Here is a 25,218-nt window from a genome sequence, read left to right on the forward strand (position 1 = left end):
AAATTACTACTAGAGCTAAAAAAGAAAAGTAAGATCCTTAACAGAGCGTGACACGTCTGCCAGAAATATGCGAAGTATCGTTCACCGCACTTTTGTGAATCCCTCTATTCACACTCATATCGATAAATCTCCTTCCCATATCCTCTATCAATTACGACAATTTCATTTGGATATAGCGTCTTATGTTCATATCCAATCTCTTCTTCCGTAATAAACATACCGTCAATAATCATGCCAATTACTTGTGATTCCTTCGCTACAAATATCGATTTCGATCCTTTTTTCGCAATCAATGTAATGGACTGAATGGTTTTTCTCTCTGCACGAAATGGAATGCCAAAATAATGTTTCCACCATTTATTTCTTAAAAGCTCTGGCTCAGATTGATAGAACCAATCTTTCGCCACCTCTTGATCCCATTCGTAATAGAGCATTGCTTTCCGATGAAATCTTGGCCGGACAACCCAGCCTAAAATAAGAATTCCGACAATGAAAAGGAATAAAGTAACTGGTATTACAAATTGAAAAATGACTGCGTACCGTTCCCAAAACGGTGCATTTTGAATATAAAAGGAAATGGTTTTCTCTACTTTTTGCAGCTTTGAATCGCGTATTGTGATAGTAGCCTTTACGTTACCTGTATCTGTAAAATTAAATGTATCGGAGTAATACGGACGAGGATATACATAGATTTGATTACGATGCTGTGTTAATTCATAGTGAATCGATTGATTAGATGTGATGTGAGTAGACGATAATACCCTTTTTACTTCTGCTTCCGTCATCGGTTTTCCATTTAACAGCGGCTGCATAACAAAAGGTTTGCTATTCGTTAAATTTGTTACCTTTTCTTGGTAGTCTTTTGTAAGAGTTTGTAATGACAACTTCGGTCTAGTTTCAGGCTGAATACGAAATTCTTTTGTTTGTCTATAAAATCCTTTTATATTCATATGAACTTTTCCACGAATAAATTGTTTTTCGACTTTTGTTTCATAATAAAATACATTTCTTTTCCCATCCCATTTCATCGGATACAACTTACCATCTATTTCTATTTCTGCTTGAAAATAAGAAGATTGAATAGGTAATTCTGTAGGCTTTGCTTCAATTATAGCGGTCGTTCCCTCATACATTGTTTCCGTATCTTTCTTTTCTTTATCTTCTTTCTCATAAATAGAAAGCTGATAATCGAGCGCTGGCTCTACAAGCACTTTTAGCTCTTCTTTTCCAATTTCTCTGTCCACCTCTATCCGATATGTTCCCGGTTTAATCACTGTTTGATTTTCCGCTTGAATATGTGCAATTTCACCATATAAACGAGATTCTCCCGGTGCATGAATAGAAAAAGAGTTTTGCAAGATTAATGGGTTTTCAAGCTTTTTCACCTGGTATTGTGAGGCAAGAGAAGATTGTTTTACCAAAGTCATTCGTTTCAATGGAAATGGTGTAGCAATCTCCACTGTATTCCCTTTTATTTTTGTTTTCACAATTGATTCGACCGAAGAAAATGGGTCCCGATTCGCAACTAAAGCCGCAGCTTGATTGACACTTTGAATCACCCCATCTTCACCACTTGATGGCATGATGATGCCGTTTATTTCTTTCTGCCATATTTCTTTAAATAGATTCATTTGTTGCTGTTCTTGCGGTCCTAAGTTTTCTTCCATCGTGATTAAAACCGGATGCAAAGATATTTTTTTCGTTTCCATTTCTTTTTTAAATTGCCTCAGTTGCTGCGTCACGTATTCTTTTCCACCATTCTTTTCTTTTTCTAATTCATTAAAAGCTCCATCCGTTAATACAATGAGCCAAAATTCACGTTTGTCATCTCTTTCGGCTTCTTTTTTTATAGATTGCATCGCGGTTTCTACAGCCCGAAACGGTGTATTCAAATAATGTTTCCAAGCTCCAATTTGATTTATTTCTGTTTGTCTCTTTTCATTTGTGAGCGCGAGTTGAAATGCTTCTTCTGGACGGCTCATAGGCACATATGAAAATGTATCTTTCTCATCTAATAATGCAACTAAACTTTGCAAAGCGTAATTGGCATACTTCCAGCGATCGTTATTTCTCATGCTGCCAGAATCATCATATACAAGTGAAACGACCCTTTCCTTTGCCCCCTCTCCTTTTGCACAAGTTGAAAAAGGAATGAAACATACTAGTAGAATACAAATAAATGTGGCACAGATTCGAATCTTCATATGGATGCTTCGCCACCTTTGTAGACAAATTCCTATGTTTAAATTTATGAAAAGAAACAAGATATATGACTTGTATTTTTAAGCTAGATATCACCATAACATCATTATGTAAACAATATTACCAAAATAAAAGATGACTTTTCCCTTTCATCCATGCGCAAAAAAGATATTTCCACATAAAGATCCTGCTTCAAGAAGCAGGATCTGACCACTTTTCCTATAAAAAACATCACAAACGTTTGATTCCCTTTTAACGAAACGTGTGCATCATTTATAGCGTTTTTTATTTTTTCACATACACTTCTACAACGGGGTTCTCTTTATCGTCTGCATGTAAGCGAATATTTTCTTCACCTGTCTGATACATACTTGCCAACAGCAACACTGTTAACACATTTGGCGTTTTTGCATCACTACCAAATTTTCTTTCAAGCGCTTCTTTATATTCAAATTCTAAATCTCCTTGTATATAAGTATACACTTCAAATCCATCTTTCAAATTACAAACAACTTGATCGATAATATCCGCTCCCACCTGTTTCTTCATTTCTTCTCGGAGAGCAATAACCAAACGCTCCCAAGGTACCTCATATATTTGAAATTGATCTGTCGCTTTCATTTCATTCACTCCTTACCGATTGATCCTACATATATTCCCCATTTCCTTCACAATTATGAGATACAAGGCGTTCGTACAAGCCACACTTGTCCTATTCACATATCGTATTACTGTAATACGGAAGGAGGAAAGAACATGCATAGACAAAAATGCTATAATATATGTCAACGTTACTTTGGAAAAGTTGTACGAATTGAAGATCGTGATGGCTACATTCATTTAGGAAGAATCGTAGATGTGACACAAGATTCTGTTTGGATTGACCCTATTCATCGTCCATCTTTCGATACAGGGTTCGGATATTACAATGCGTATCCATACGGAGGCTGCGATTTTTGCGGTGGATTAAGTAAATGTAATTACTGTGGGTTTGGTTACGGTGGCTGGGGCTACGGATACGGTGGGTACGAGCTTGCTTTTGGATTCATTTTCGGCATCGCTTTAGCAGCACTATTTTTCATTTAATTATACAAGAGTTGCCCATTTGATAGGAAGCCGCTGAAAAAGTTCACTTCATAACAAAAAGGAGCCTGTCACCTGTATATAGCAGGTGACAGGCTCCTTTTCACTCTCAACATTTTGCTAAAATACGTGTTATTTTTTCAAAGCAATCACTTTTTCAGTGCCGTCATTTGATGATTCACTCTTTTTACATATTTATTTTTCACAAATGAAAACTCGATGTCCTAACATGTGTTGATATTTATGCAATAGCTGTTCATGCTGCACCCACGTATGATAGAGTTCTTTTGGAATAAATTGTGATACATTCCATTCTGGTTCTTCCATTTGACTCGCAACCGTTTCTGCAATTGTACCACCTCCGCCAACGATAATACGCTGAAAGTTTGCTTTTTGAAACAAATGAATCCACTCTGTCTCCGTTAACAATTCCTCCATTCCATATAATTGTAATATAGTTGTTTCAGCCTCTTTGTCTAGAGGAGATTCTAGAACCATTTCAATCACAACAAGCTTTCCATTGTTCTGAAGTACGCGATAGCATTCCGGAATAGACTGCTCTTTATTCGTAAACGCAAGAATGGATTCCCCAAGAACAAGTTCAAAAGTCTCATCCTTACATGGTAACTGTTCAACTTTTCCTTGTATTAAGTCTATACTTAGCCCTTGAGCTAACCATCTATCCCTCGCTTTTTGAATCATCATTTCATTATTTTCTACCGCCGTCACCTGATAGCCATACACTTGGCTCATATAAGCTGCTGTCCGTCCTGTTCCGCATCCGACCTCTAGTACGTTCGCATGCATTCCAAGTGGCATTTGTGCTAATACTTGTTTCGTAAGTGTAAATCCACCTGGGTGAGCACTCCCAATTCCGTAATAAGCTAAAAAATCAATATAGGTGTTTCGCTTCATAGGATTCTTCCTTTTTCATTTTATATATTCGAACAAAAGAAAAAAGTGCATAGAAAAAAGGGCACATCATCGTGCCCCTCATTCTTATTTATCATCAGAAATATATGCCCACTTATAACTATAATCTCCACCAACTGGATGGCGAACAATTCCTTTTACTTTTTGTTTTTGGATAATTCCTTTACCCTGTTGAAATAACGGGGCAATTGCCGCATCTTCAAGTAACATTTTCTCAGCTTTCAGTAATCCGTTCCAGCGTTCTTTTGTCTTTGTTAGTAACTCTCCTTTTCCTTGTTCTACAAGTTTATCATATTCTGGATTGGAATATCCTGATTGGTTATGTGCTCCGTTCGTTATAAACATATCAATAAATGTCATTGGATCTAAATAGTCAGGGCCCCATCCTGCAAATGATAACTCATAATCTTGGTCTGTTTCTAGCTTTAGTTTTTGTTTAAACGGCTGGTTTTTTAAATTTACTGTTAAGCCTGGTAAGTTCTTCTCTAATTCCCCTTTTAAATACTCACCTATTTTTTTTGACGATTCCGTATCATAATTTAGTAATTCTACTGTAACCTTATCTTTTCCAAGCTCTTTTTTCGCTTTCTCCCAATGTTCTTTCGCTTTCTTCACATCTGTTTTCAAAATATTTCCGTTCTCTTTACGGAAGTCTTTTCCATCTGGGCCTTTCGCAAATTCTTTTGGTACAAAATAGTCTGCTGGCTTGGAACCATCATTTAAAATCACATTGGTCAATCCTTTTTTATCGTATGCCATTGCAATTGCTAAACGTAAATCTTTATTTGTAAACACTGTATCTTTTCCGCCACGTTTTTGATTTAAACGTAGGAAAAATGTTGATGGTGTTTCTTCTGTAAAGAAATCTGGGCTTGATTTATATTTATCTACAAATTCAGATGAAATTTCTGCACGATCAATTTGGCCACTTTCATATAAATTTACACGAGTACCAGTCTCTTTGACGACATTGAAGTTAATTTCTTCTAATTTCACCGTTTTATTATCCCAATATTGCTCATTTTTCTTTAACTTCCACCCTTCTTCATGTTGCCATTCACTCAGTGTAAATGGGCCATTATAAAGCGTTGTATCTGCTTCTAAACCAAATTTATCCCCTTTTTCCTTTACAAATTTTTCGTTAAGTGGATAGAATGTTCCAAATGATGTTAACTCAACAAAATATGGAATTGGGTTTTCCAGTTCTACTTCTAATGTATAATCATCTACAGCTTTGACCCCTAACGTATCAAGTGGTGCTTTTCCTTCATTAATTGCTTTTGCATTCTTTAAGTCGTACATAATATATGCATATTCAGCAGCTGTATTTGGGTCTAGAGCACGCTTCCAAGCAAATACGAAATCTTTCGCAGTAACAGGGTCTCCGTTTGACCATTTCGCATTTTTATTTAATGTAAATGTATATTTTTTACCATCATCGCTTTTCTTATAGGATTCTGCTACACCAGGAGTTACTTTATTATCTTTTCCTAAACGATATAATCCTTCCATTACGTTATTCATAACAAGAAATGATACTTGGTCTGTTGCCTTGGAAGAATCCATTGAAGGAATTTCTTGCGGCTCTGTTAAATTAAGCACTTGCTTTGCCGCTAATTTCCCTCCAGATTTTTCATCACTTTTCGGTGTTGTATTCGCCTTTTCTTTATCCCCTGATCCAGAACATGCGGCCAGCGCCATACTTACTGCCAACACCGGCGCTGCAACTGTCGTTAACTTTTTCATCTTCTTTTTCTTCATTTTTATATCCTCCCCTATTATATGTAAAATACTAACCTTGATAAATCTTCTGTAACTATTTGTTATCAGAAAATTCTTATTAATTAATATTCTACTTCTTTTTTGTTGTTTGTAAAGTTATTTTTAAAATTTTTAGAAAATTAAAATTTGTATTTTTCTAGTTATATTTTGCAAACTGTACAACATCGTGATTCCATCACCTACTATATGTGATTACTACCCTTCTTATTCTTTTCTATTTCTTTCATTTCTATCACACCTTCTTTGTTCTTCTTCCATATTCATATAGTAATCTAATAACTATTAATCATTTGAATATAAAAAACTATTTTTAACGAAAGTCTATTCAAAAAAGCATTTTGGAAGTAGCAATACTACTTTCAAAATGCTTTTAAACTTTATATTATTGCTTCATTTTATTCCGTTACATAAGCCCATTTAAAGCTAAATTCTGGACTAATGTTATGATGAACAACACCTTTTATATTTGGCTTCATTACATAAGCATCAGCACGTTGGTATAGCGGAACAAGAGCAACATCTTCTTCAAGTAATAGCTTTTCAGCTTTCCCTAATTCTGCCCAACGTTTTTTCGCATCTGCCATTAACTCTGTTTTTCCTTGTTTAATGATTTCATCATATTTTGGATTTGAATAACTCATTTGATTGTAAGAGCTGTTTGTTTCAAACATATCTAAGTATGTCATTGGATCAGAATAGTCTGGGCTCCAGCCTGCATATGAGATTTCATAATCTTGCGCTGATTCTAATTTTAATTTTTGTTTAAATGGTTGAATTTTAATATTAATTTTTACACCTTTTAAATTTTTCTCAATTTGATCTTTTATATAATCAGCAACTTTTCTTGCATTCCCGTCATCGTAGCTTAATAATTCAATTGTAACCTCATCTTTGCCAAGCTCTTTTTTCGCTTTTTCCCATGCAGCTGCTGCCTTTTTCGTATTGTGTTTCAAACCATTTTTAAATGATTCTGTAAAATCTTTTCCATCTGGACCTTTCGCTAATCCCTTTGGAACAAGGCTATCGACTGCTTTTGAACCATCATTTAAAAGAACGTTTGCTAGATCTTTTTTATCGACAGAAAGCGCGATTGCTTCACGTAAATTTTTATTTTTAAGCGGTGTATCTTGACCATTACGCTTTTCATTTAATCGTAAGAAGAATGTATTTGGTTGTTCATATACACCAAATTCACCTTTTTTGTTTCGGTATTTATCTACAAATTCTCCCTTTAATATCGCAAAATCTACTTGACCACTATCATATAAATTAACTAAAGTTGCTGGTTCTTTCACTACACTGTAGTTAATTTCTTCAAGCTTCACTGTTTTTTTATCCCAATAATTTTCATTTTTCTTCAACTTCCAACCTTGTTCATGCTTCCATTCAGACATAACGAATGGTCCGTTATATAAAACCGTGTCAGCTTCTAATCCGAATTTATCTCCTTTTTCTTTTACAAATTTCTCATTTAACGGATAATAAGATGGAAATGCTGTTAAATTTAAAAAGTACGGCACAGGTCTTTCTAATTCTACCTCAAGTGTATAGTCATCGACTGCTTTTACACCTAGCGTAGATACCTCTGCTTGTCCTTTATTAATCGCTTCTGCATTTTTGATTGGATATGCAATAAATGCATACTCCGAAGCTGTACTTGGATCTAATAATCGTTGCCATGCAAAGACGAAATCTTTCGCTGTTACTGGATCTCCATTTGACCATTTTGCCTCTTTACGTAGTTTAAATGTATATTTTTTGCCATCTTCACTTTTCGTGCTAGATTCTGCTGCTGCTGGAATTGGCTTATTATCTTTATCAAGACGATATAATCCTTCCATTGTATTCCCTAATACTTGAGAACCAACTGTATCAGTTGATTTTGAAGTATCCATCGTTGGAATTTCTTGTCTTTCTGTACGGTTAAATACTTGCTTTGCCGCTAACTTCTCACCTGATTTACTATCTCCCTTAGAATTTGTACTTGCCTGCTTATCCCCACCTGTAGAACATGCTGATAATGCCATGCTCATCGCTAAGACCGGTGCTACAACCGCTGTTAGTTTTTTTATTTTTCTCTTTGTCACTTTCTATACCCTCCTCAATTACCTGTACGTTTCTAGATTGAGAAATTTCTGAAAATTCCTTTTTTCTTTATATTATATTTATCAGAAGATTTCTATTAACTATTATTCTACTATTTTTCTGCATTTTGTAAAGTAATATTATTGAAAATTTTATAAAAATTATTTTATTGCAGTACTATTTATAAAAATCCTATAAAAATATTAAAACCTTTACTCTTACTACAATCGTTAAGTATTACAACTTACCTTTTCTATTTATAGATTTTCCACCAATAAATAGCTACTTATAAAAAATGCATAAACGATAATTTTTTTATTACAAAAATAAAAGAGGCTCTCAAAAGTTGCTGAATCACCAGTAACTTTTGACATAGCCTCTTTCTACATACGAGTTAACACTTGTTTATATTTTTCTTCACTAAATTCATTTTCACTTTTTGCAACAACGACAGTCGCAATGCCATTACCAATTAAATTGACAATCGCACGCGCTTCTGACATAAAACGGTCAACGCCAAGTAAAAGTGCAAGTCCTTCTAAAGGAATCACATTCATCGCAGATAAAGTGGAAGCAAGTACGATAAAACCCCCACCAGTTACAGCAGCTGCGCCTTTTGATGTTACTAACAAAATAGCTATAATTGTTAATTGTTGCCCTAGTGAAAGATCAACATGAAAAACTTGTGCTAAAAAGATCGTTGCCATTGATAAATAAATGGTTGTTCCATCTAAGTTAAATGAATATCCTGTTGGAATCACTAAACCTACTACCGGTTTAGAGCAGCCGAACTGTTCCATCTTTGTCATCATTCGTGGCAATACGGACTCTGAAGATGATGTCCCAAGGACGATAAGCAACTCTTCTTTTATATACGATAAATATTTCCATAAACTAAATTTATACAATCGACAAATAAAATGTAAAACGATAAAAACGAATAATGCCATCGTCGCATAGACACAAACCATTAACTTACTAAGCGGAATTAATGTGCTTAAACCGTACTTTCCAATTGTAAACGCCATTCCACCAAAAGCTCCAAGAGGCGCCAATTTCATAACAATCGATAAAATGTTGAAAAAGACCTTCGATAATCGTTCAAAAAAATCGATAACCGGCTGTCCATTTTTTCCGAGCATTGTTAGTCCTGCTCCAAATAAAATAGAAAAGAATAGAACTTGCAAAATATCCCCTTTTACAAAGGCTTCAAACATATTAGATGGTACAATATGTAAAAAGAAATCGAGCCACTTCATTTCTTGACCACTTTGTACGTATTGTGACACATCGCCCCCCTTTAACTTTGTGGGATCCAATCCATCACCAGGTCGTACAGCATTTGCAACAATAATCCCTATTAAAAGTGCAAGTGTCGTTACAATTTCAAAATATAACAGTGCCTTTCCTCCAACGCGTCCCACTTTTTTCATATTTCCCATACTTGCAATACCAAGGACGATTGTTAAAAAGATAATCGGTGCAATAACCATTTTAATCATATTAATAAATGTTTCACCAATCGGTTTCATTTGTTGCCCAACACTAGGCCAAATTGCTCCTACTGCAATCCCGCAAATAATTGCCACGATCACTTGAAATGTTAAATTTTTTACAATTCTCATTTGTTTCTACTCCCCTGTTTACTCATTTTTCCTCTGCTTATAGAAAAGAACCCCTCAATCTTTTTTATAAAATCCCCCTTATTTCCCCGTTTCAACTCCATTATTATGTTACACCATTCTATCATTTTTGAAAATAGTATATCTTAATCAAACATTGGTGATATACTATTTTTATTTTCATTTTCACTCGAAAAAATCACGTAATGAAAAGAGCAAACTAACAAGCCCACTTGACGCAGTGAGCTTTCTTCTTTAAATTGTTTACAATGGTAAACTTGTCTAAATAAGTAATATTGCTATACATTCAAATGTTTAATACATTAGGAAATGAGCTCGGGGGCAAAACGTCTTGAAGGAAATTGCGAAAAACATATTGAAAATATCGTCATAATGTTTTTCTACGGGCTTTCTACTCTTGAAAATGAGATTTATAAAAAAAATATTTAAAACGGTTAGTAATAAGAACAAAAGTAAGTAGGAAGATTTTAATCAAACACGGATTTTCATCAGAGAAAATTTGTGAGATGGAAGGGTTGCCTGAAGAGATTTTAAGTAGATGTTTATAGTAAAAAATAACAAATACTAAAACTTTAATCAAGGAGATAACTGTGAATAAGCTATTTGATACTTTGAAAAATGCTTTCTTAGATTTATTCTCAATGGGTAAAGGCTTTATATATGGATTTATAATGGTTAGTTTATTTATTGTAATTGGTAGTGCTTTATTATTTATCATTCTATTTTTTAAAAGCTCAATCTTTTAAACAATTATTACTACGATAGAACAAAAAAGATAGGTAAGCAAATCATGTTTCTGCTTACCCATCCTTTTTCATTTTACGTCAATTTTATTTCATGATTATAATGAAATCACTCTACCCGTTCTACTACTTTCCATTGCAGATTCAATTATTCGAATGACTTCCAAGCCCTCTTCAGCTGTTACAGGTGGATGTTCACCATGCATAATACTATCTCGTATTCCTTTGTAATATTGCTCGTAGCACCCAACTTCTGTTTGAATTCTTTCTGTCTTCTCTTCTGTTTCTAAAATGGCAAACTGATTTTCTTGATCTTCTCCGTATCCAATATCACCTGGTTTCATACCCGATTTTAATTGTTTTTCCTGTGAATCCATGCCATATTTCACAATTGATCCTTTGTCACCATGAACAATGAAATGCGGCCCAGCATGTTTCACATAACTGCTGCTATGCAAACTAATACGCTTTACTCCATAGTGAAGTACAAGATGGAAATAATCATCAATTTCCGCACCAGGTCGCTGCGTAACGACATCAGCATAAATACGATCTGGCTTACCGAATAATAATAAAGCTTGGTCAATTAAATGCGATCCTAAGTCATATAAAATGCCCGATCCTGGTAAATTTTTTTCTCGCCAGCGATCGCGTACATTTGGACGAAAACGATCAAAATGCGCTTCATATGCATATATATTTCCAATGCGTTTTTCCTCTATTAACTTCTTTATCGTTAAAAAGTCATTATCAAAACGACGATTATGATACACACTAAGAATGACATGATGCTTCTTCGCTAAAGAGATAAGCTCCGTTCCTTCTTCTACTGACACAACAAAAGGTTTTTCTACCACAACATGTTTTCCATGTTGTATTGCTTCTTTCACAAATGGAAAATGTGTTGTATTTGGTGACGTAATGACAACAAGGTCAATATCATCTCGTTTAACTAATCCCCCAATTGTAGCTTCTACTTGTACGTTTGGTAACGTTTCTTTTACGACTTCTTCCTTTGAAGAAACAATCGCTCGAATATCATATTCTTCAATTGTTTGTAATAATGGGATATGAAATGTTGTACTAGAAAATCCAAATCCTACAATCCCTACACCTATTTTTTTCATTTTGTCCCTCCATCTATGAGAACGATTTCATTTTTCATTATAGCAAGGGTATTGTTATCTGCCTAATACTTTGCTTCATGGTCAAAAAATCCTTGCTATATGGAAACTAGCAAGGATTTCTTCTATTTATTCAGTTCGTTTCTGCGTCCACGTTTCAACCACTTCGCCTGTCTCATTCACATCTAGTACGAGACTTCCATTACTGTAGCGGTCTTTATTCCGGAAAGTTTTTGGATCAATTTCTTCTACAATTTGTTTTTCTGTTTTCATATATACTAATTCGTCATCTCGAATAACCTCAATGCCAACAATACGGTACGGATTCCGTTTTAATTCTTTAAAAATGACAAGGCCTCGTTTCGCCCTTGTTGATTTTTCAATTTCAGAAGCTTTTAATCGTTTCACTGCACCGCGCTGTGTAACAAGCATGAATTGATCTTTTTCACTATTTAACGGTTTACCAGCAGCAACATAATCATCTTCTTTTAAATTAATTGCCTTAACACCAGCTGCCCTTACGCCAACCGGACTCACTTCTTCCTCATCAAAAATAAGTGCATATGCACCGTGTGTCGCAAGAACAATATCACTTGTTCCATCTGTCGCAAAGATATCGACAACTTCATCATCTTTTTTCAAATTTATCGCCACAAATGCTCGAGAGTAACGCTGGACTTTATATTGGTTCAGTTCTGTTTTCTTAATCATACCATTTCGTGTAACAAATACGACAAATCGCTTTTCTTCCTCAAAATTCGGTACAACCGTAGCCCATATTAACGTCTCATCGCGATCCAGTGAAACGATATTTGCAACGTGCTGTCCTAAATCTTTCCAACGAATATCCGGCATTTCATATACAGGTAAATAAATGTAATTTCCTTTATTCGTAAACAAGAGAACCGTTTCTGTCGTATTTGTATCAAATCGTTCGAGTAAGACGTCGCCCTCTTTCATACCGAAGTCTTTCCCATTTGATGCATTATGCGAACGCCAGCCCGTTCGCTTCACATACCCTTCTTTCGTTACTGTAACGATAACATCTTCTTGCGGAATCATCACTTCTACATCAATTTTAATTTCTTCAATTTCTTCTTCAATTACAGAACGGCGTTCGTCACTATATGTTTTCTTCACTCGTTTTAAATCCGCTTTAATGACTTGAAGAAGTTTCTTTTCACTGTTTAAAATAGCTTGTAACGTTGTGATTTTTTGATTCAATTCTTCCGCTTCATTCTCTAGTGCTGTAATATCTGTATTTGTTAAACGATATAACTGTAAGGAAACAATTGCTTCTGCCTGCGCTTCTGTAAAGCTAAATTTTGCAATTAAATTATCTTTCGCATTTCGTTTATCTTTAGATGCTCGAATGGTTTCAATTACTTGATCTAAAATTGATAAAGCTTTCATTAAGCCTTCTACAATATGTTGACGATTTTCTGCTTTTCTTAATTCATACTGCGAACGCCTTGTCACAACTTCCTTTTGATGTCCGATATAGGCATCTAAAATATTTGGCAATGTCATAAGCGTTGGACGTCGATTATTAATCGCTACCATATTAAAGTTGTATGTGATTTGTAAATCTGTGTTTTTATATAAGTAATTTAAAATCCCTTCCGCATTTGCTTCTTTTTTCAACTCTATAACGATACGAAGACCTGTACGATCCGTTTCATCACGAACTTCTGCAATTCCATCTAACTTTTTATCAAGACGTAGTTCATCCATTTTTTTTACGAGATTCGCCTTGTTTACTTCGTAAGGGATTTCTGTAATAACGATTTGTTGTTTTCCACCACGAATCGTTTCTACCTCTGCTTTTCCGCGAATAATTATTTTTCCTTTTCCAGTTTCATATGCTTTTTTTATTCCATCAATTCCTTGAATGATACCGCCCGTTGGAAAATCCGGTCCTTTTATAATTGCTAGTAAATCATCTACCGTACAATTCGGCTTATCAATGCGCATCATTGTCGCATCGATTACTTCACCAAGATGATGCGGAGGAATTTCTGTTGCATATCCAGCCGAAATCCCCGTTGATCCATTTACTAATAAGTTTGGAAACATCGCAGGTAAGACAACCGGTTCTTCACTTGTATCATCAAAGTTTGGAACAAACTCCACCGTTTCTTTATCAATATCACGGAGAAGTTCAGAAGCGATTGGCGATAAGCGCGCTTCTGTATAACGCATAGCCGCTGCTGGGTCGCCATCTACACTACCATTATTCCCATGCATTTCAACTAAAACATTTCGAACTTTCCAATCTTGACTTAAACGAACCATGGCTTCATATACAGAAGAATCACCATGCGGATGATAGTTACCGATAACATTACCAACTGTTTTAGCTGATTTACGAAATGGCTTATCATTCACATTTCCTTCTACATACATGGAATATAAAATACGTCTTTGTACTGGTTTTAAACCGTCACGCGCATCTGGAAGCGCACGATCTTGAATAATATATTTACTGTAACGTGCAAAGCGATCACCTAACACATCTTCAAGCGGGAGGTCATGAAACTTCTCTGCTTGCATGTTATTCCACCTCCGTCTCCATAATCATTTCATTTTCTAAAATATTGCCTTCTTCTTGCATACCGAACTGTACATTGCGCTCAATCCATTTACGACGAGGTTCTACTTTATCTCCCATCAACGTTGTAACGCGACGTTCTGCTCTTGCCGCATCATCAATTTTCACACGAATTAATGTACGCGTCTCTGGATTCATCGTTGTTTCCCATAATTGATCGGCGTTCATTTCACCAAGTCCTTTATAACGCTGTAAGATATAACCTTTCCCAACTTTTTTCGTTACGCTAGCCAACTCTTCATCTGACCATGCATATTCAATCACTTCGTTTTTTCCTTTTCCTTTACTTACTTTATATAAAGGTGGAAGGGCAATAAATACTTTTCCAGCTTCAATTAACGACTTCATATAGCGATAGAAAAATGTAAGTAACAGCACTTGAATATGAGCTCCATCTGTATCGGCATCGGTCATGATCACCACTTTATCATAGTTGATATCTTCAATAGAAAACTCATTGCCAACACCGCCACCGATTGCATAAATGATTGTATTAATCTCTTCATTTTTGAAAATATCAGCAAGTTTTGCCTTTTCCGTATTGATTACTTTACCACGAAGAGGTAATACTGCTTGAAAACGACGATCACGTCCTTGTTTCGCAGATCCACCAGCAGAATCACCCTCTACTAAATACAATTCATTTTTCTGTGGGTTACGTGATTGTGCAGGTGTTAACTTTCCGCTTAAAGTCCCTTCTGAACGCTTTTTCTTCTTGCCAGTACGCGCTTCTTCTCTCGCTTTACGAGCAGCTTCTCGTGCCTGTGCTGCTTTAATCGCTTTTTTCACAAGAAGTGTAGCTACATCAGGAGTTTCTTCTAAAAAGTAAGCTAAGTGCTCCGATACAATCGCATCAATAGAAGAACGAGCCTCACTTGTGCCGAGTTTTCCTTTCGTTTGTCCTTCAAATTGAAGTAACTCTTCTGGTACACGAACAGAAACAACCGCTGCTAACCCTTCACGAATATCTGTACCTTCTAAATTCTTATCTTTTTCTTTTAATAAAGAAACTTTGCGAGCATATTCATTGAAGACACGAGTCATTGCTGTTTTAAATCCAGCTTCATGCGTCCCGCCATCTTTCGTACGTACATTATTTACAAATGAAAGAATGTTCTCTGAATAGCCATCGTTAAACTGAAATGCTAACTCTGCTTCAATTCCATTTTGTTCTCCGGAGAAATAAACAACGGGATGAATCGCATCTTTCTCCTCATTTAAATATGAAACAAAAGCCTCAATACCTGTTTCATAATGGAAAACATCTTCTAAATCATTTCGCTCATCTTTGATTGAAATTTTCATCCCTTTTAATAAGAATGCCGATTCACGTAATCTTTCACATAACGTCTCATAATTATAATTTGTTGTACTAAAAATAGATGAATCCGGTTTAAAATGCATCGTTGTACCAGATTCTTTCGTTTTTCCAATTTTCTCTAACGTTGTTACAGGAATACCGCCATTTTCAAAGCGTTGCTCATAAATGTTTCCATCGCGCTTAATTGTTACGACTAGCCATTCTGATAGTGCATTTACAACCGATGCTCCAACACCGTGTAAACCACCGCTTGTTTTATAGCCACCTTGTCCAAACTTACCACCTGCATGAAGTATAGTTAAAATAACTTCAGGTGTTGGTTTCCCAAGTTTATGCATTCCCGTCGGCATTCCTCGCCCTTTATCAATAACACTAATACTATTATCTTTATGTATGATGACAGAAATTTCATCGCCAAACCCTGCTAATGCTTCATCAACAGAGTTATCTACTATTTCGTATACTAAATGATGCAATCCACGGCTGTCCGTGCTCCCGATATACATACCCGGGCGTTTTCGAACGGCTTCAAGGCCTTCTAACACTTGAATTGCATCTTCATTATATTGAAATTGATGCTTTGCCAAACTCCTTGCCCCTTTCCTAGTCAAAATCAGAACATATGTTTCTATTATAGAATAACGCCTTAACCATGTGTTTGGCAAGGTATGTTATCCTTTTATATACCATTTTCAAAAGAAAAATCCTTGTTTTTGTACAAGGATTCCTCTAGGCTACTATTTCAGAAAAATAATCGTTTGTCAACGAGAAATGGATATGTATTCCAAAACTACACATTCCACCATTTTATCATTATCCAAATGATAAAGATCCAAAACGGGATAACGAGTACCAATCCCCAAAAACAGCCTTTAAAAAATCTCATGATGAACACCTCGTCCATCTACTCAGTCTCTAAGCAGAGAACAAAAGTGAAAGCCTCTCTTTCATTTTGAGGGCCAATGCTACTTTGTCATTGCATGTTCTACTTTAATACAGCGATCCATAATGACCGTATGGCCCTTTTCTGTTAGAAACTGATAAGTATCTTCATCTTGTACTCCTAATTGTGCCCAAAAAACATCCGCATCAACCTCGACAAATTCTTTGGCAACATCCATTAAAAATTCGGAGCGACGAAATACGTTCACAATATCAATATGTTCTTTTATCTCTTTTAAAGAAGAAACTGCTTTTTCTCCTAACACTTCTGTAATCGCTGGGTTAACTGGAATAATGCGATATCCAGCGTCTTGCATCGCTTTTGAAACCATATATGATGTACGCTCAGGTTTATCAGATAAACCGACAACCGCGATTGTTTTACTTTTTTTTAACACTTCACCAATTTCCGAACGAGTTGGATTTTTAATTGTCATATTAAATCCCTCCTATTCTTTTAGTATAGCCGATAAAGAAAGCCTCTTTCAATACGAAAGAGACTTTCTTTATTAATTCTTAGCCGAAGCGTTATCCGTTAAAGTAGCAGTTTTCGTCATTTTTTCACCATTGCGATAAAATGTCACATCAATTTTATCTCCTACTTTTTTCTTTTCGTATAAATATTTACGGAATTGCAATGCATTCTCCACTTTTTGGTTATCTAATGCAACAACAACGTCATATTGCTCTAGTCCAGCTTTTTCTGCTGGTGAAATTGGATAAACTTTCCCTAACACAACTCCACTTGTTATATCTTTTGGTAATTTCAATTGTGAAGCGTATCTTTGCACATCTTCTAATGAAACAACTCCAACGCCAAGAGCTGGTCGTTTCACTGTTCCATCTTTTTCAAGTGATTCAATCACAGGTTTTGCAATATTAATCGGAATGGCGAACCCGATTCCTTCTACTTCTTGCTGTGCAATTTTGCTAGAGTTAATCCCAATTACTTCGCCATTTTGGTTAAATAAAGCACCGCCGCTATTTCCTGGGTTAATCGCTGCATCTGTTTGAATCACTTGTGCATTCCAATCGGGACGTTTATCACCATCGATATCAACTGGAATTTCACGTTCTTTACTACTGATAATTCCTTCTGTTACACTGCCATCAAAGCCTAGCGGATTCCCGATTGCGATGGCTGGTTCGCCTGCACGAATTTTGCTAGAATCCCCTAGCGTAGCAACTTTATTAATATTGGAACCATCGATTTCGACAACAGCTAAATCTAGCCAAGGATCTTTCCCAACTAATTTTGCATCAACCTCTTTACCATTGCTTAATTTAACAGCAAGTTTATTGGCTCCATCCACTACGTGATTATTTGTAACAACATATGCTTTATTCCCAGCTTTTTTATAAATAACGCCCGATCCTAAGCCAGCTTCTTGCTCTTGACCAATCGGCTGCATAGCAAATGGATCGATTGTTTTTTGCATATTGATAACACCGACAACAACTTCTTTTGCCCCTTCAATCATGCCAGGTAAATCTGTTTCATTTTTCGATTTATTCACAACTGGTACAACCGTACCTTCTACGTTTGAATTAGAAGATACAGATGAAACAGCTACATCGTTATTTTTTGCCCATGGCATATAAGGTGCTGCAAAACTAATAGAAACTGCTCCGACCACAGCTCCAACTAAACCGGTAAAGAAATACCCTTTTTTACTACCGTTTTTTCTTATTTCTTTTGTTTCGTCATATTCTCCGTTCATATTTGGTCCGTCATAATATCCCATGTTAACTTCCCCTCTCTGCTGAATTCGTATTTTCAGTATAATCACATTTTGTGTCCTTCTTGTGAACTCATCGTGAAATCCAATTCAAAAATGTCCTTATTCATTATTCTAGACAAAAAAATGAGAATTTGTACATTCATTTGCAAAAGAAAGTGTCATTTTGTTATATTTTCAAGCTAAGTTACATAGGTTAAAAAGATTACTCTTCAAATTTATACCCAACTCGGATAACGGTTCCAATATGCTTTGCTTTATCACCTAGTTTATTACGTAATTTTTTAATATGCGTATCTACTGTTCGATCATCACCATAATAATCGTATCCCCACAGCTGATCTAATAAATGTTGACGTGATAATACAATTCCTTTGTTTTCCATTAAATACACAAGAAGTTCAAATTCCTTATGCGTTAATATAATTTCCTTTCCATCTACAAATACTGTTCTCGAAAGTCGATTGACATCAATTCCAGCTGCAGATAGCACATTATCTTCGGCAACACCTACCGCTCCATCTGCTCGTTTTAATAATGTTTTTGCACGCGCTACTAACACTTTCGGACTGAATGGTTTTGTTACATACTCATCTGCACCTAACTCAAATCCTAGCAATGTATCATCTTCATCAGAGCGCGCTGTTAGCATAATAATCGGTACCGCTGATTCTTTACGAATACGACGACAAACGGACCATCCATCAATTTCTGGCAACATAATGTCTAACATAATTAAATCAATTGTATGTTCAGCAAATAATTCTAACGCTTGTTTCCCGTCCTCTGCTTCGATTACTTCAAAGCCTTCATTACGGAAATAATCGCTCACAATTTCGCGTAGTCTTCTTTCATCTTCAACAAGTAATACCGTTTTATTCATCTGACTTATCCCGCCTTTTTACTCTTTCAATCGAATAATACGTTGATTGGAGCTTCCGCGAAATGGAAGTGTTAAATCTCTTTTATCGAGTTGAAACCTCCCATCGACCAGAACATCCCCATACTGTAACAATTCTATCATATCATTATTTTGAGAGTTCTGTATCTCTTCTAATGTATAACCTGTGTAAATCCATAAATTTTTCCCTAAATCCTTTACCCCTTTTGCTACTTTTTTTACTTCTGCAGCTTGAAGGAATGGATCTCCACCTGAAAATGTTACATCAGTAAGCGGATTTTTGACAATCTCTTTTATAATTTCTTCTGCGGTCATTTCTGTCCCATTACAAATATTCCAAGACTGAGGATTATGACAACCAACACAACGATGCGGACAGCCCGCAAAAAACACGACTGTCCGCAATCCTTCTCCATCTACTACACTATCATGAATCATGTTCATTACTCTCATTTATGCTTCACCCGATCCGCTTCTTCCCTACGCTTTGCGCTATTCCACTTCGACATATCTCCTACTAAATACCCAGTAATACGACGAATTCTTTCGATTTCATGTTCATTTTCGTTCCCACAACTTGGACACTCATTTTCAATTACACCACGATAACCACAGCACTTACAACGGTCCACAGGATGATTGATTGATCCGTATCCTACTCCATACTGCGACATCGCTTGTACAATTTGTTTTAATGCTTTTACATTATGAACAGCAGCACCATCTAATTCAATATACGTAATATGCCCCCCGTTACACAGTGCATGAAAAGGCCCCTCTAATCGAATTTTTTTCACAGCTTGAATAGGGTAATACACCGGAATATGAAATGAATTTGTATAGTAATTACGATCGGTTACCCCATTTATACTCCCGAACTCTTCTCGATCCTTTTTCACGAATTTTCCAGAAAGTCCTTCGGCCGGCGTTGCGATTAACGAAAAATTCAAATTGTATTTCTCTGTTGCCTCGTCCATTTTCTGTCTCATAAACCGAACGATTTCATACCCAAGTTGCCAAGTACCTTCATCTTCTCCATGGTGTTTACCAGTTAAAGCAACTAAACATTCCGCAAGACCAATAAAACCGATGCTAAGCGTACCTTGTTTTAAGATTTCAGCTACAGAATCTTCAGGTTGTAACTTCTCTCCCCCACGCCATACGCCTTGTGAATATAAAAATTGAAAATCTCTTGCTTTTTTTGTACATTGGTAAGCAAATCTTTCTAGCAGTTGACGAACACCAAGATCTAGATAATACTGTAATACCTCAAAAAAAGCTTCTTTTGATCCACTAATCAATGCTAATTTCACTAAATTGATAGATGTAAAAGAGAGATTTCCTCTTCCAATTGCATTTTCCTCCCCATGAATGTTAGCCATCACACGAGTTCTACACCCCATATAACACGCTTCACTTTCATGACTTCCATCATAATAAGCAGCATTAAACGGTGCATCTAAAAATGAGAAATTCGGAAATAATCGCTCTGCTGTCGTTTCTAACGCTAATTCAAATAAATCATAGTTCGGATCACTCTCTTCAAAATTCACACCTTTTTTTAATTTAAAAATTTGAATAGGAAAAATGGGTGTTTCTCCTGCCCCTAAGCCCGCTTGCGTTGCCCGTAACAATTGTTTAATTAATAGTCTTCCTTCTTTTGATGTGTCTGTTCCGTAATTAATAGAAATAAACGGTACTTGTCCACCACCTCGGCTATGCATACTATTGGAATTATGAATAAACGCTTCACATGCTTGGTACGTATCATTTTCTGTTTCTTTCCATGCAAACTCTTCTATTTGTTCCGCTTGTAATGGATATTTTTCTAATCGCTTTTTATTTCTTTCAAATGTTTTTTTTACATACGGCGCTAAATCAACATCAAATAGCGCAAACGATTGTCCACCATGCTGCATATTTTGATTAGCCTGAAAAATAATCGAAGCAAGCGCCAATGCACTTTTTATATCTTGCGGTTCTCTCATATGACCGTGTCCTGTATGAAATCCATTCTCCAACATTTGTGCTAATGGAATTTGTGAACATGTTGTCGTACCTGTCACATAAAAATCTAAATCATGTGGATATAATATATTTTGCTTAATCGCTTTTCTCACTTGATCAGATAATAACGTTTCTACTGCATAATATTTTGCACTCTCTGAAGCCAATGTTCCCATCATCCCCATCGGAGATCGGCCATCGACATTTGCATTTTCTTGCATTAAATCCTGTTCATGACCATGGACAATTGTTTCAAAAACCTTCATAAGTTCTTCTTCACGTATACTTTTTGTTATCATTACCGAACCCCCCAACTATATCTTGTTACCAATCTAACTAAATGATACAACATATAGTTCGGATGATTCTGCGAGAAATGTAACATTCCTGTGAAAGTTTTTTAAGAAACATTGACGAATCATTTTACAAAAAAGAAATGTGCTCTTTACAAATGTATGGTACAATATACGGGAAAAACTCTTTTTACCCTTTATCAACACATTTGAATAAAGGAGACTGAACTTATGTTTATTACATACCTTTTATTAATCGTGGCCTATCTACTTGGTTCGATTCCATTTGCACTTGTAGTTGGAAAGATTGGTTATGGAATCGACATTCGCGAGCATGGCAGCGGAAATTTAGGAGGAACGAATACATTTCGTACATTAGGGAAAAAAGCCGGTTTTATCGTTACAATTGCCGACATTTTAAAAGGGACATTAGCAACAGGCTTACCGCTTATTTTCAGCTTAGATATCCATCCACTTTTGTTTGGATTAGCCGCTGTTCTTGGACATGTATATCCAATTTTCGCAAGATTTCGTGGTGGAAAAGCAGTTGCCACTTCTGCTGGGGTACTATTATGTTATGCACCCATTATTTTTGCAATATTAGCTGTTGTCTTTTTCACCCTTCTATTTACAACGAGATATGTATCTCTTTCTTCTATGGTGACAGCAATCGCAGCTGTTATCGCATCAATTGTGAATGGGGATAAAATCTTTATTGTTGCAATGTGTTTATTAGCTGGTATGGTAATTTATAGACATCGTGCAAATATTGGACGAATTATAAATAAAACTGAACCAAAGGCAAATTTTACAAAGAAACAAAAGTAAGATGATAACCCACATAACGCAAAAAGAAAACGCAAAGCATATTAATAGCGTCTTTTTGCGTTATTTTTTATACTAATATAAAACCCATATTATTTGGAGGAACTATATATGAATCTTTCTGTAACAAAAGAAGCTGCAACTTGGTACAAAGAAGAATTAAACTTACAATCTGGCGATACAATTCGCTTTTTCGTACAATACGGTGGTTGTAGTACAGTGCAAAAAGGGCTTTCTTTAGGTATACGTAAAGACGAGCCGGCACAACCTGCTGTTGAAATTCAAGAAGAAGGAATTACATTCTTTATTGAAAGTGATGATGAATGGTACTTTGATGGTCATAATTTATCCGTTACTTTTAACAAAGACGATGCCTTTCCACAATTTCATTACGAGAAATAAAAAAAGCGTGGCAAATGCCACGTTTTTTATTTTCTCTTAATTTCTTCATATTTTGCATACCACTCTGGATATAGTTTCTTAAGGGATACTGGTCGAAACCCCTCTTTCTTAACACAAATATTTGTTGTTGTTGCTGTAATGCAAAGATCTCCATCACCGTTATAAATTTCATACCCATATATAACACGGAGCGGACTTACAGAATCAACCCATGTTTTTACAATTGCTTTTTCTCCATAACGCATTGCTTTACGATATGAAATTTGTAAGTCTAAGACAGGAGAAATAATCCCGTCTTTCTCCATTTCAACATATGAGAATCCTAAATCTTGTATTAATTTCGTACGCCCTAACTCTAGCCATACTAAATAATTAGAATGATACACAACACCCATTTGATCAGTTTCCGCATAGCGAATCTCAATTTCTTGTTCAGCTACAAACATATCTCTATCTCCTTCTCACTTCTGTTTCCTCACATACATTTAATCATAATACAGGAGAATCAAAAATAAAATAAAAACGATGGATCTTTCACCGAAAGGAGCACGTATATGATTCAAATTGTAACTGTTCGTAGCGGCGATAGCGTATATAGCTTAGCCATGAAATATGGAACGACACCTGAAGAAATTGTAAAAGATAATGGATTGAACCCTGCCGAGACACTCGTTGTCGGCCAGGCACTTATTGTAAATACGAAAGGAAATAATTATTATGTCCAGCCAGGAGACAGCCTTTATAAAATTTCACAAACGTATAATGTCCCCCTTGCCAGCTTAGCAAAAGTAAATAATCTATCATTAAAATCTATTTTACATGTCGGACAACAACTATATGTACCGAAAGGCTCCAAACGAGCAGTAGAATCTATTGCCTATTTACAACCATCGACAATCCCGATTAAAGAAAGCCTAGTGAATGCTACGCGAGCTGTTATCCCATATTTAACATACTTAGCTTATTTTAGTTTTGAACCACAGAGAGATGGAACCTTAAAAGAACCGACAGAAACGGCTAGAATTGCTGAACTTGCTAGACAAGGCCAAACAATTCCCATGCTCGTCATTACAAATATCGAAAATGGAAATTTCAGTTCGGAATTAGCATCTATCTTTTTAAGAAGTGCTACAATTCAAAATAGGTTTATTACAAATATTCTTCAAACAGCTGAAAAATATGGCATGCGCGACATTCACTTTGATTTTGAAAATGTCGCTCCAGAAGACCGAGAAGCATATAATCGTTTTTTACGAAACGTCAAAACACGATTACCTGAAGGATATACGTTGAGTACGACACTTGTCCCAAAAACAAGTTCAGAACAAAAAGGAAAGTTTTTCGAGGCGCATGATTATAAGGCACAAGGAGAAATTGTTGATTTTGTCGTCATTATGACCTATGACTGGGGATGGCAAGGAGGACCACCAATGGCCATTTCTCCTATTGGCCCTGTCAGACAAGTCATCCAATACGCCAAATCACAAATGCCCCCTCATAAAATTATGATGGGACAAAATCTATATGGCTTTGACTGGCCCCTTCCATTTCAAGAAGGCAATCCTCCTGCTAAAGCAGTGAGCTCTATCGCTGCGGTTTCTCTTGCACGTAAATACAATGTACCGATTCGATATGATTTCACTGCACAAGCACCTCATTTCAATTACTTTAACGAAAACGGTGTGCAACATGAAGTATGGTTTGAGGACGCTCGCTCTATTCAAAGTAAATTCAATCTAATAAAAGAACTAGGTATACGCGGTATTAGCTATTGGAAAATCGGTCTACCTTTTCCGCAAAATTGGCGCTTATTAGTGGAGAACTTCACCATCACTAAAAAAGACTGACTTTTGTCAGCCTTTTTCATTGTTTAAGATTCGTCTTTTATTTCATTTTTCAAGAATTCTATACTTTCTAAACGTCTCTCGTTTTTCGCCTCAATAACAGCGCGATCCTTTTCACTAGAAAGTTCTGCTGTTTCTTTTGCTTCATTAAAATTATCAATCGTATTTTGCAACGTTTCCTGTAACTTTTCCGCATTATCGCTGCGATCATCTGGATTTGGTTGATATTGATTTGACATATTTCTTCCCTCCTAGTAAAGTATACATACTCTATTAGTTGTTCCTATATAACATGAAATATATACATAAAGAAAAAGGAGAATGAAAACATCCTCCTTTTTCTTTAACCATTATCCACAATCGGTTGTTTACCAGTCTTGTCCTGCATTTGTTTCCCTTTATTTCCACCAGCTTTTTTCGATTGCGTTCCGATATGGTTCGGTACAAAATCTTTCGAATTCTTTTTTGGATTACCCATAACTATCGCCTCCTTATTACTAGTATCATACGAGTAATAAGAATTATTCAGCCTGCTTAAAAAGTTCCATCTCATAACGCTTCTCAATCTTTTCTTCAATCCGATCAATTGCATCACGATCGCTTAATAGTTGCCGCTTATTTTCCCTTACAAGTTCTTCAAATGTTTTCCGGCGATTTCTTCTCATGTTGTTCATCCTTTCTCCTACTCATTCTTGCTAATAGTATGAACAAACCGAAATCTCTTTAATCAGATTTGCA

Annotated in this window: 22 protein-coding genes and 1 pseudogene; 5 read left to right on the forward strand and 18 right to left on the reverse strand. The window is 35.9% G+C overall.

The window, feature by feature from the left end; all coding sequences use genetic code 11:
* Positions 1-104 precede the first annotated feature (104 nt).
* Positions 105-2,204, reverse strand: coding sequence for a vWA domain-containing protein (locus MR059_RS16540; protein WP_012094681.1), 2,100 nt, complete (start codon positions 2,202-2,204; stop codon positions 105-107).
* A 283-nt stretch (positions 2,205-2,487) separates the two neighbouring features.
* The gene (locus MR059_RS16545; protein ID WP_012094682.1) at positions 2,488-2,823 is read right to left on the reverse strand and encodes a hypothetical protein; all 336 of its coding nucleotides are present in this window, start codon (positions 2,821-2,823) and stop codon (positions 2,488-2,490) included.
* Between the two features lie 135 nt (positions 2,824-2,958).
* On the opposite strand from MR059_RS16545, the gene MR059_RS16550 reads away from it, so the two are divergent.
* Positions 2,959-3,288: a hypothetical protein gene (locus MR059_RS16550; RefSeq protein ID WP_012094683.1), complete on the forward strand. Its 330-nt coding sequence runs from the start codon at positions 2,959-2,961 to the stop codon at positions 3,286-3,288.
* Positions 3,289-3,480: 192 nt separating this feature from the next.
* Here the strand turns inward: MR059_RS16550 and MR059_RS16555 are convergent, their stop codons facing one another.
* The 4 genes from MR059_RS16555 to MR059_RS16570 form a co-directional block, all read right to left on the reverse strand.
* On the reverse strand, positions 3,481-4,200 hold the full coding sequence (locus tag MR059_RS16555; protein WP_048723949.1) for a class I SAM-dependent methyltransferase: 720 nt from the start codon (positions 4,198-4,200) through the stop codon (positions 3,481-3,483).
* Positions 4,201-4,284: 84 nt separating this feature from the next.
* Positions 4,285-5,979, reverse strand: a complete 1,695-nt coding sequence (locus MR059_RS16560) for a peptide ABC transporter substrate-binding protein (protein ID WP_012094685.1) — start codon at positions 5,977-5,979, stop codon at positions 4,285-4,287.
* Positions 5,980-6,395: 416 nt separating this feature from the next.
* Positions 6,396-8,087 carry a peptide ABC transporter substrate-binding protein gene (locus tag MR059_RS16565; protein ID WP_048723950.1) on the reverse strand — a complete coding sequence of 564 codons (1,692 nt, stop codon included), beginning with the start codon at positions 8,085-8,087 and terminating at the stop codon, positions 6,396-6,398.
* 381 nt (positions 8,088-8,468) lie between these two features.
* The gene (locus MR059_RS16570) at positions 8,469-9,710 is read right to left on the reverse strand and encodes a dicarboxylate/amino acid:cation symporter (protein ID WP_210351697.1); all 1,242 of its coding nucleotides are present in this window, start codon (positions 9,708-9,710) and stop codon (positions 8,469-8,471) included.
* A 287-nt stretch (positions 9,711-9,997) separates the two neighbouring features.
* On the opposite strand from MR059_RS16570, the pseudogene MR059_RS16575 reads away from it, so the two are divergent.
* A pseudogene (locus tag MR059_RS16575) lies at positions 9,998-10,157 on the forward strand (TetR/AcrR family transcriptional regulator); the annotation flags it as partial.
* Positions 10,158-10,569: 412 nt separating this feature from the next.
* Here the strand turns inward: MR059_RS16575 and MR059_RS16580 are convergent.
* The 8 genes from MR059_RS16580 to MR059_RS16615 form a co-directional block, all read right to left on the reverse strand.
* Positions 10,570-11,598, reverse strand: coding sequence for an oxidoreductase (locus MR059_RS16580; protein WP_048723953.1), 1,029 nt, complete (start codon positions 11,596-11,598; stop codon positions 10,570-10,572).
* 126 nt (positions 11,599-11,724) lie between these two features.
* Positions 11,725-14,148 carry a DNA topoisomerase IV subunit A gene (parC, locus tag MR059_RS16585; RefSeq protein WP_012094689.1) on the reverse strand — a complete coding sequence of 808 codons (2,424 nt, stop codon included), beginning with the start codon at positions 14,146-14,148 and terminating at the stop codon, positions 11,725-11,727.
* 1 nt (position 14,149) lies between these two features.
* On the reverse strand, positions 14,150-16,114 hold the full coding sequence (gene parE / locus MR059_RS16590; protein WP_012094690.1) for a DNA topoisomerase IV subunit B: 1,965 nt from the start codon (positions 16,112-16,114) through the stop codon (positions 14,150-14,152).
* 378 nt (positions 16,115-16,492) lie between these two features.
* Positions 16,493-16,906, reverse strand: a complete 414-nt coding sequence (locus tag MR059_RS16595; protein WP_012094691.1) for a CoA-binding protein — start codon at positions 16,904-16,906, stop codon at positions 16,493-16,495.
* Positions 16,907-16,978: 72 nt separating this feature from the next.
* Positions 16,979-18,214, reverse strand: a complete 1,236-nt coding sequence (locus MR059_RS16600; protein ID WP_012094692.1) for a S1C family serine protease — start codon at positions 18,212-18,214, stop codon at positions 16,979-16,981.
* 199 nt (positions 18,215-18,413) lie between these two features.
* Complete coding sequence (locus MR059_RS16605) at positions 18,414-19,091, reverse strand: response regulator transcription factor (protein ID WP_012094693.1); 678 nt, start codon at positions 19,089-19,091, stop codon at positions 18,414-18,416.
* 18 nt (positions 19,092-19,109) lie between these two features.
* Positions 19,110-19,562: an anaerobic ribonucleoside-triphosphate reductase activating protein gene (gene nrdG, locus MR059_RS16610; protein ID WP_012094694.1), complete on the reverse strand. Its 453-nt coding sequence runs from the start codon at positions 19,560-19,562 to the stop codon at positions 19,110-19,112.
* Complete coding sequence (locus MR059_RS16615) at positions 19,559-21,415, reverse strand: anaerobic ribonucleoside triphosphate reductase (RefSeq protein ID WP_048723955.1); 1,857 nt, start codon at positions 21,413-21,415, stop codon at positions 19,559-19,561. Before MR059_RS16615 ends, nrdG begins: the two co-directional genes overlap by 4 nt.
* Before the next feature lie 225 nt (positions 21,416-21,640).
* Here MR059_RS16615 and plsY point away from each other — a divergent pair, with 225 nt between their 5' ends.
* The gene (gene plsY / locus MR059_RS16620) at positions 21,641-22,237 is read left to right on the forward strand and encodes a glycerol-3-phosphate 1-O-acyltransferase PlsY (protein WP_012094696.1); all 597 of its coding nucleotides are present in this window, start codon (positions 21,641-21,643) and stop codon (positions 22,235-22,237) included.
* Between the two features lie 108 nt (positions 22,238-22,345).
* Positions 22,346-22,636, forward strand: coding sequence for a HesB/YadR/YfhF family protein (locus MR059_RS16625; RefSeq protein ID WP_012094697.1), 291 nt, complete (start codon positions 22,346-22,348; stop codon positions 22,634-22,636).
* A gap of 26 nt (positions 22,637-22,662) precedes the next feature.
* On the opposite strand, the gene MR059_RS16630 is transcribed toward MR059_RS16625, so the two are convergent.
* On the reverse strand, positions 22,663-23,082 hold the full coding sequence (locus tag MR059_RS16630; protein ID WP_012094698.1) for an acyl-CoA thioesterase: 420 nt from the start codon (positions 23,080-23,082) through the stop codon (positions 22,663-22,665).
* Between the two features lie 108 nt (positions 23,083-23,190).
* Here MR059_RS16630 and MR059_RS16635 point away from each other — a divergent pair, with 108 nt between their 5' ends.
* Positions 23,191-24,483 carry a glycoside hydrolase family 18 protein gene (locus MR059_RS16635; protein ID WP_012094699.1) on the forward strand — a complete coding sequence of 431 codons (1,293 nt, stop codon included), beginning with the start codon at positions 23,191-23,193 and terminating at the stop codon, positions 24,481-24,483.
* Positions 24,484-24,506: 23 nt separating this feature from the next.
* Here MR059_RS16635 and tlp read toward each other — a convergent pair whose 3' ends face one another.
* The 3 genes from tlp to MR059_RS16650 all read right to left on the reverse strand — a co-directional run bounded on the left by tlp (position 24,507) and on the right by MR059_RS16650 (position 25,145).
* Complete coding sequence (gene tlp, locus MR059_RS16640) at positions 24,507-24,719, reverse strand: small acid-soluble spore protein Tlp (protein WP_012094700.1); 213 nt, start codon at positions 24,717-24,719, stop codon at positions 24,507-24,509.
* Between the two features lie 104 nt (positions 24,720-24,823).
* Positions 24,824-24,958, reverse strand: coding sequence for an acid-soluble spore protein SspN (gene sspN / locus MR059_RS16645; protein WP_210351698.1), 135 nt, complete (start codon positions 24,956-24,958; stop codon positions 24,824-24,826).
* Positions 24,959-25,001: 43 nt separating this feature from the next.
* Positions 25,002-25,145 (reverse strand): FbpB family small basic protein, encoded by a 144-nt coding sequence (locus MR059_RS16650; RefSeq protein ID WP_081428436.1) that lies wholly within the window; start codon positions 25,143-25,145, stop codon positions 25,002-25,004.
* Positions 25,146-25,218: the final 73 nt, after the last annotated feature.

Origin of the sequence: Bacillus cereus group sp. BfR-BA-01522 (genome assembly GCF_022662635.1) — a bacterium.
Classification (GTDB): Bacteria; Bacillota; Bacilli; order Bacillales; family Bacillaceae_G; genus Bacillus_A; species Bacillus_A cytotoxicus.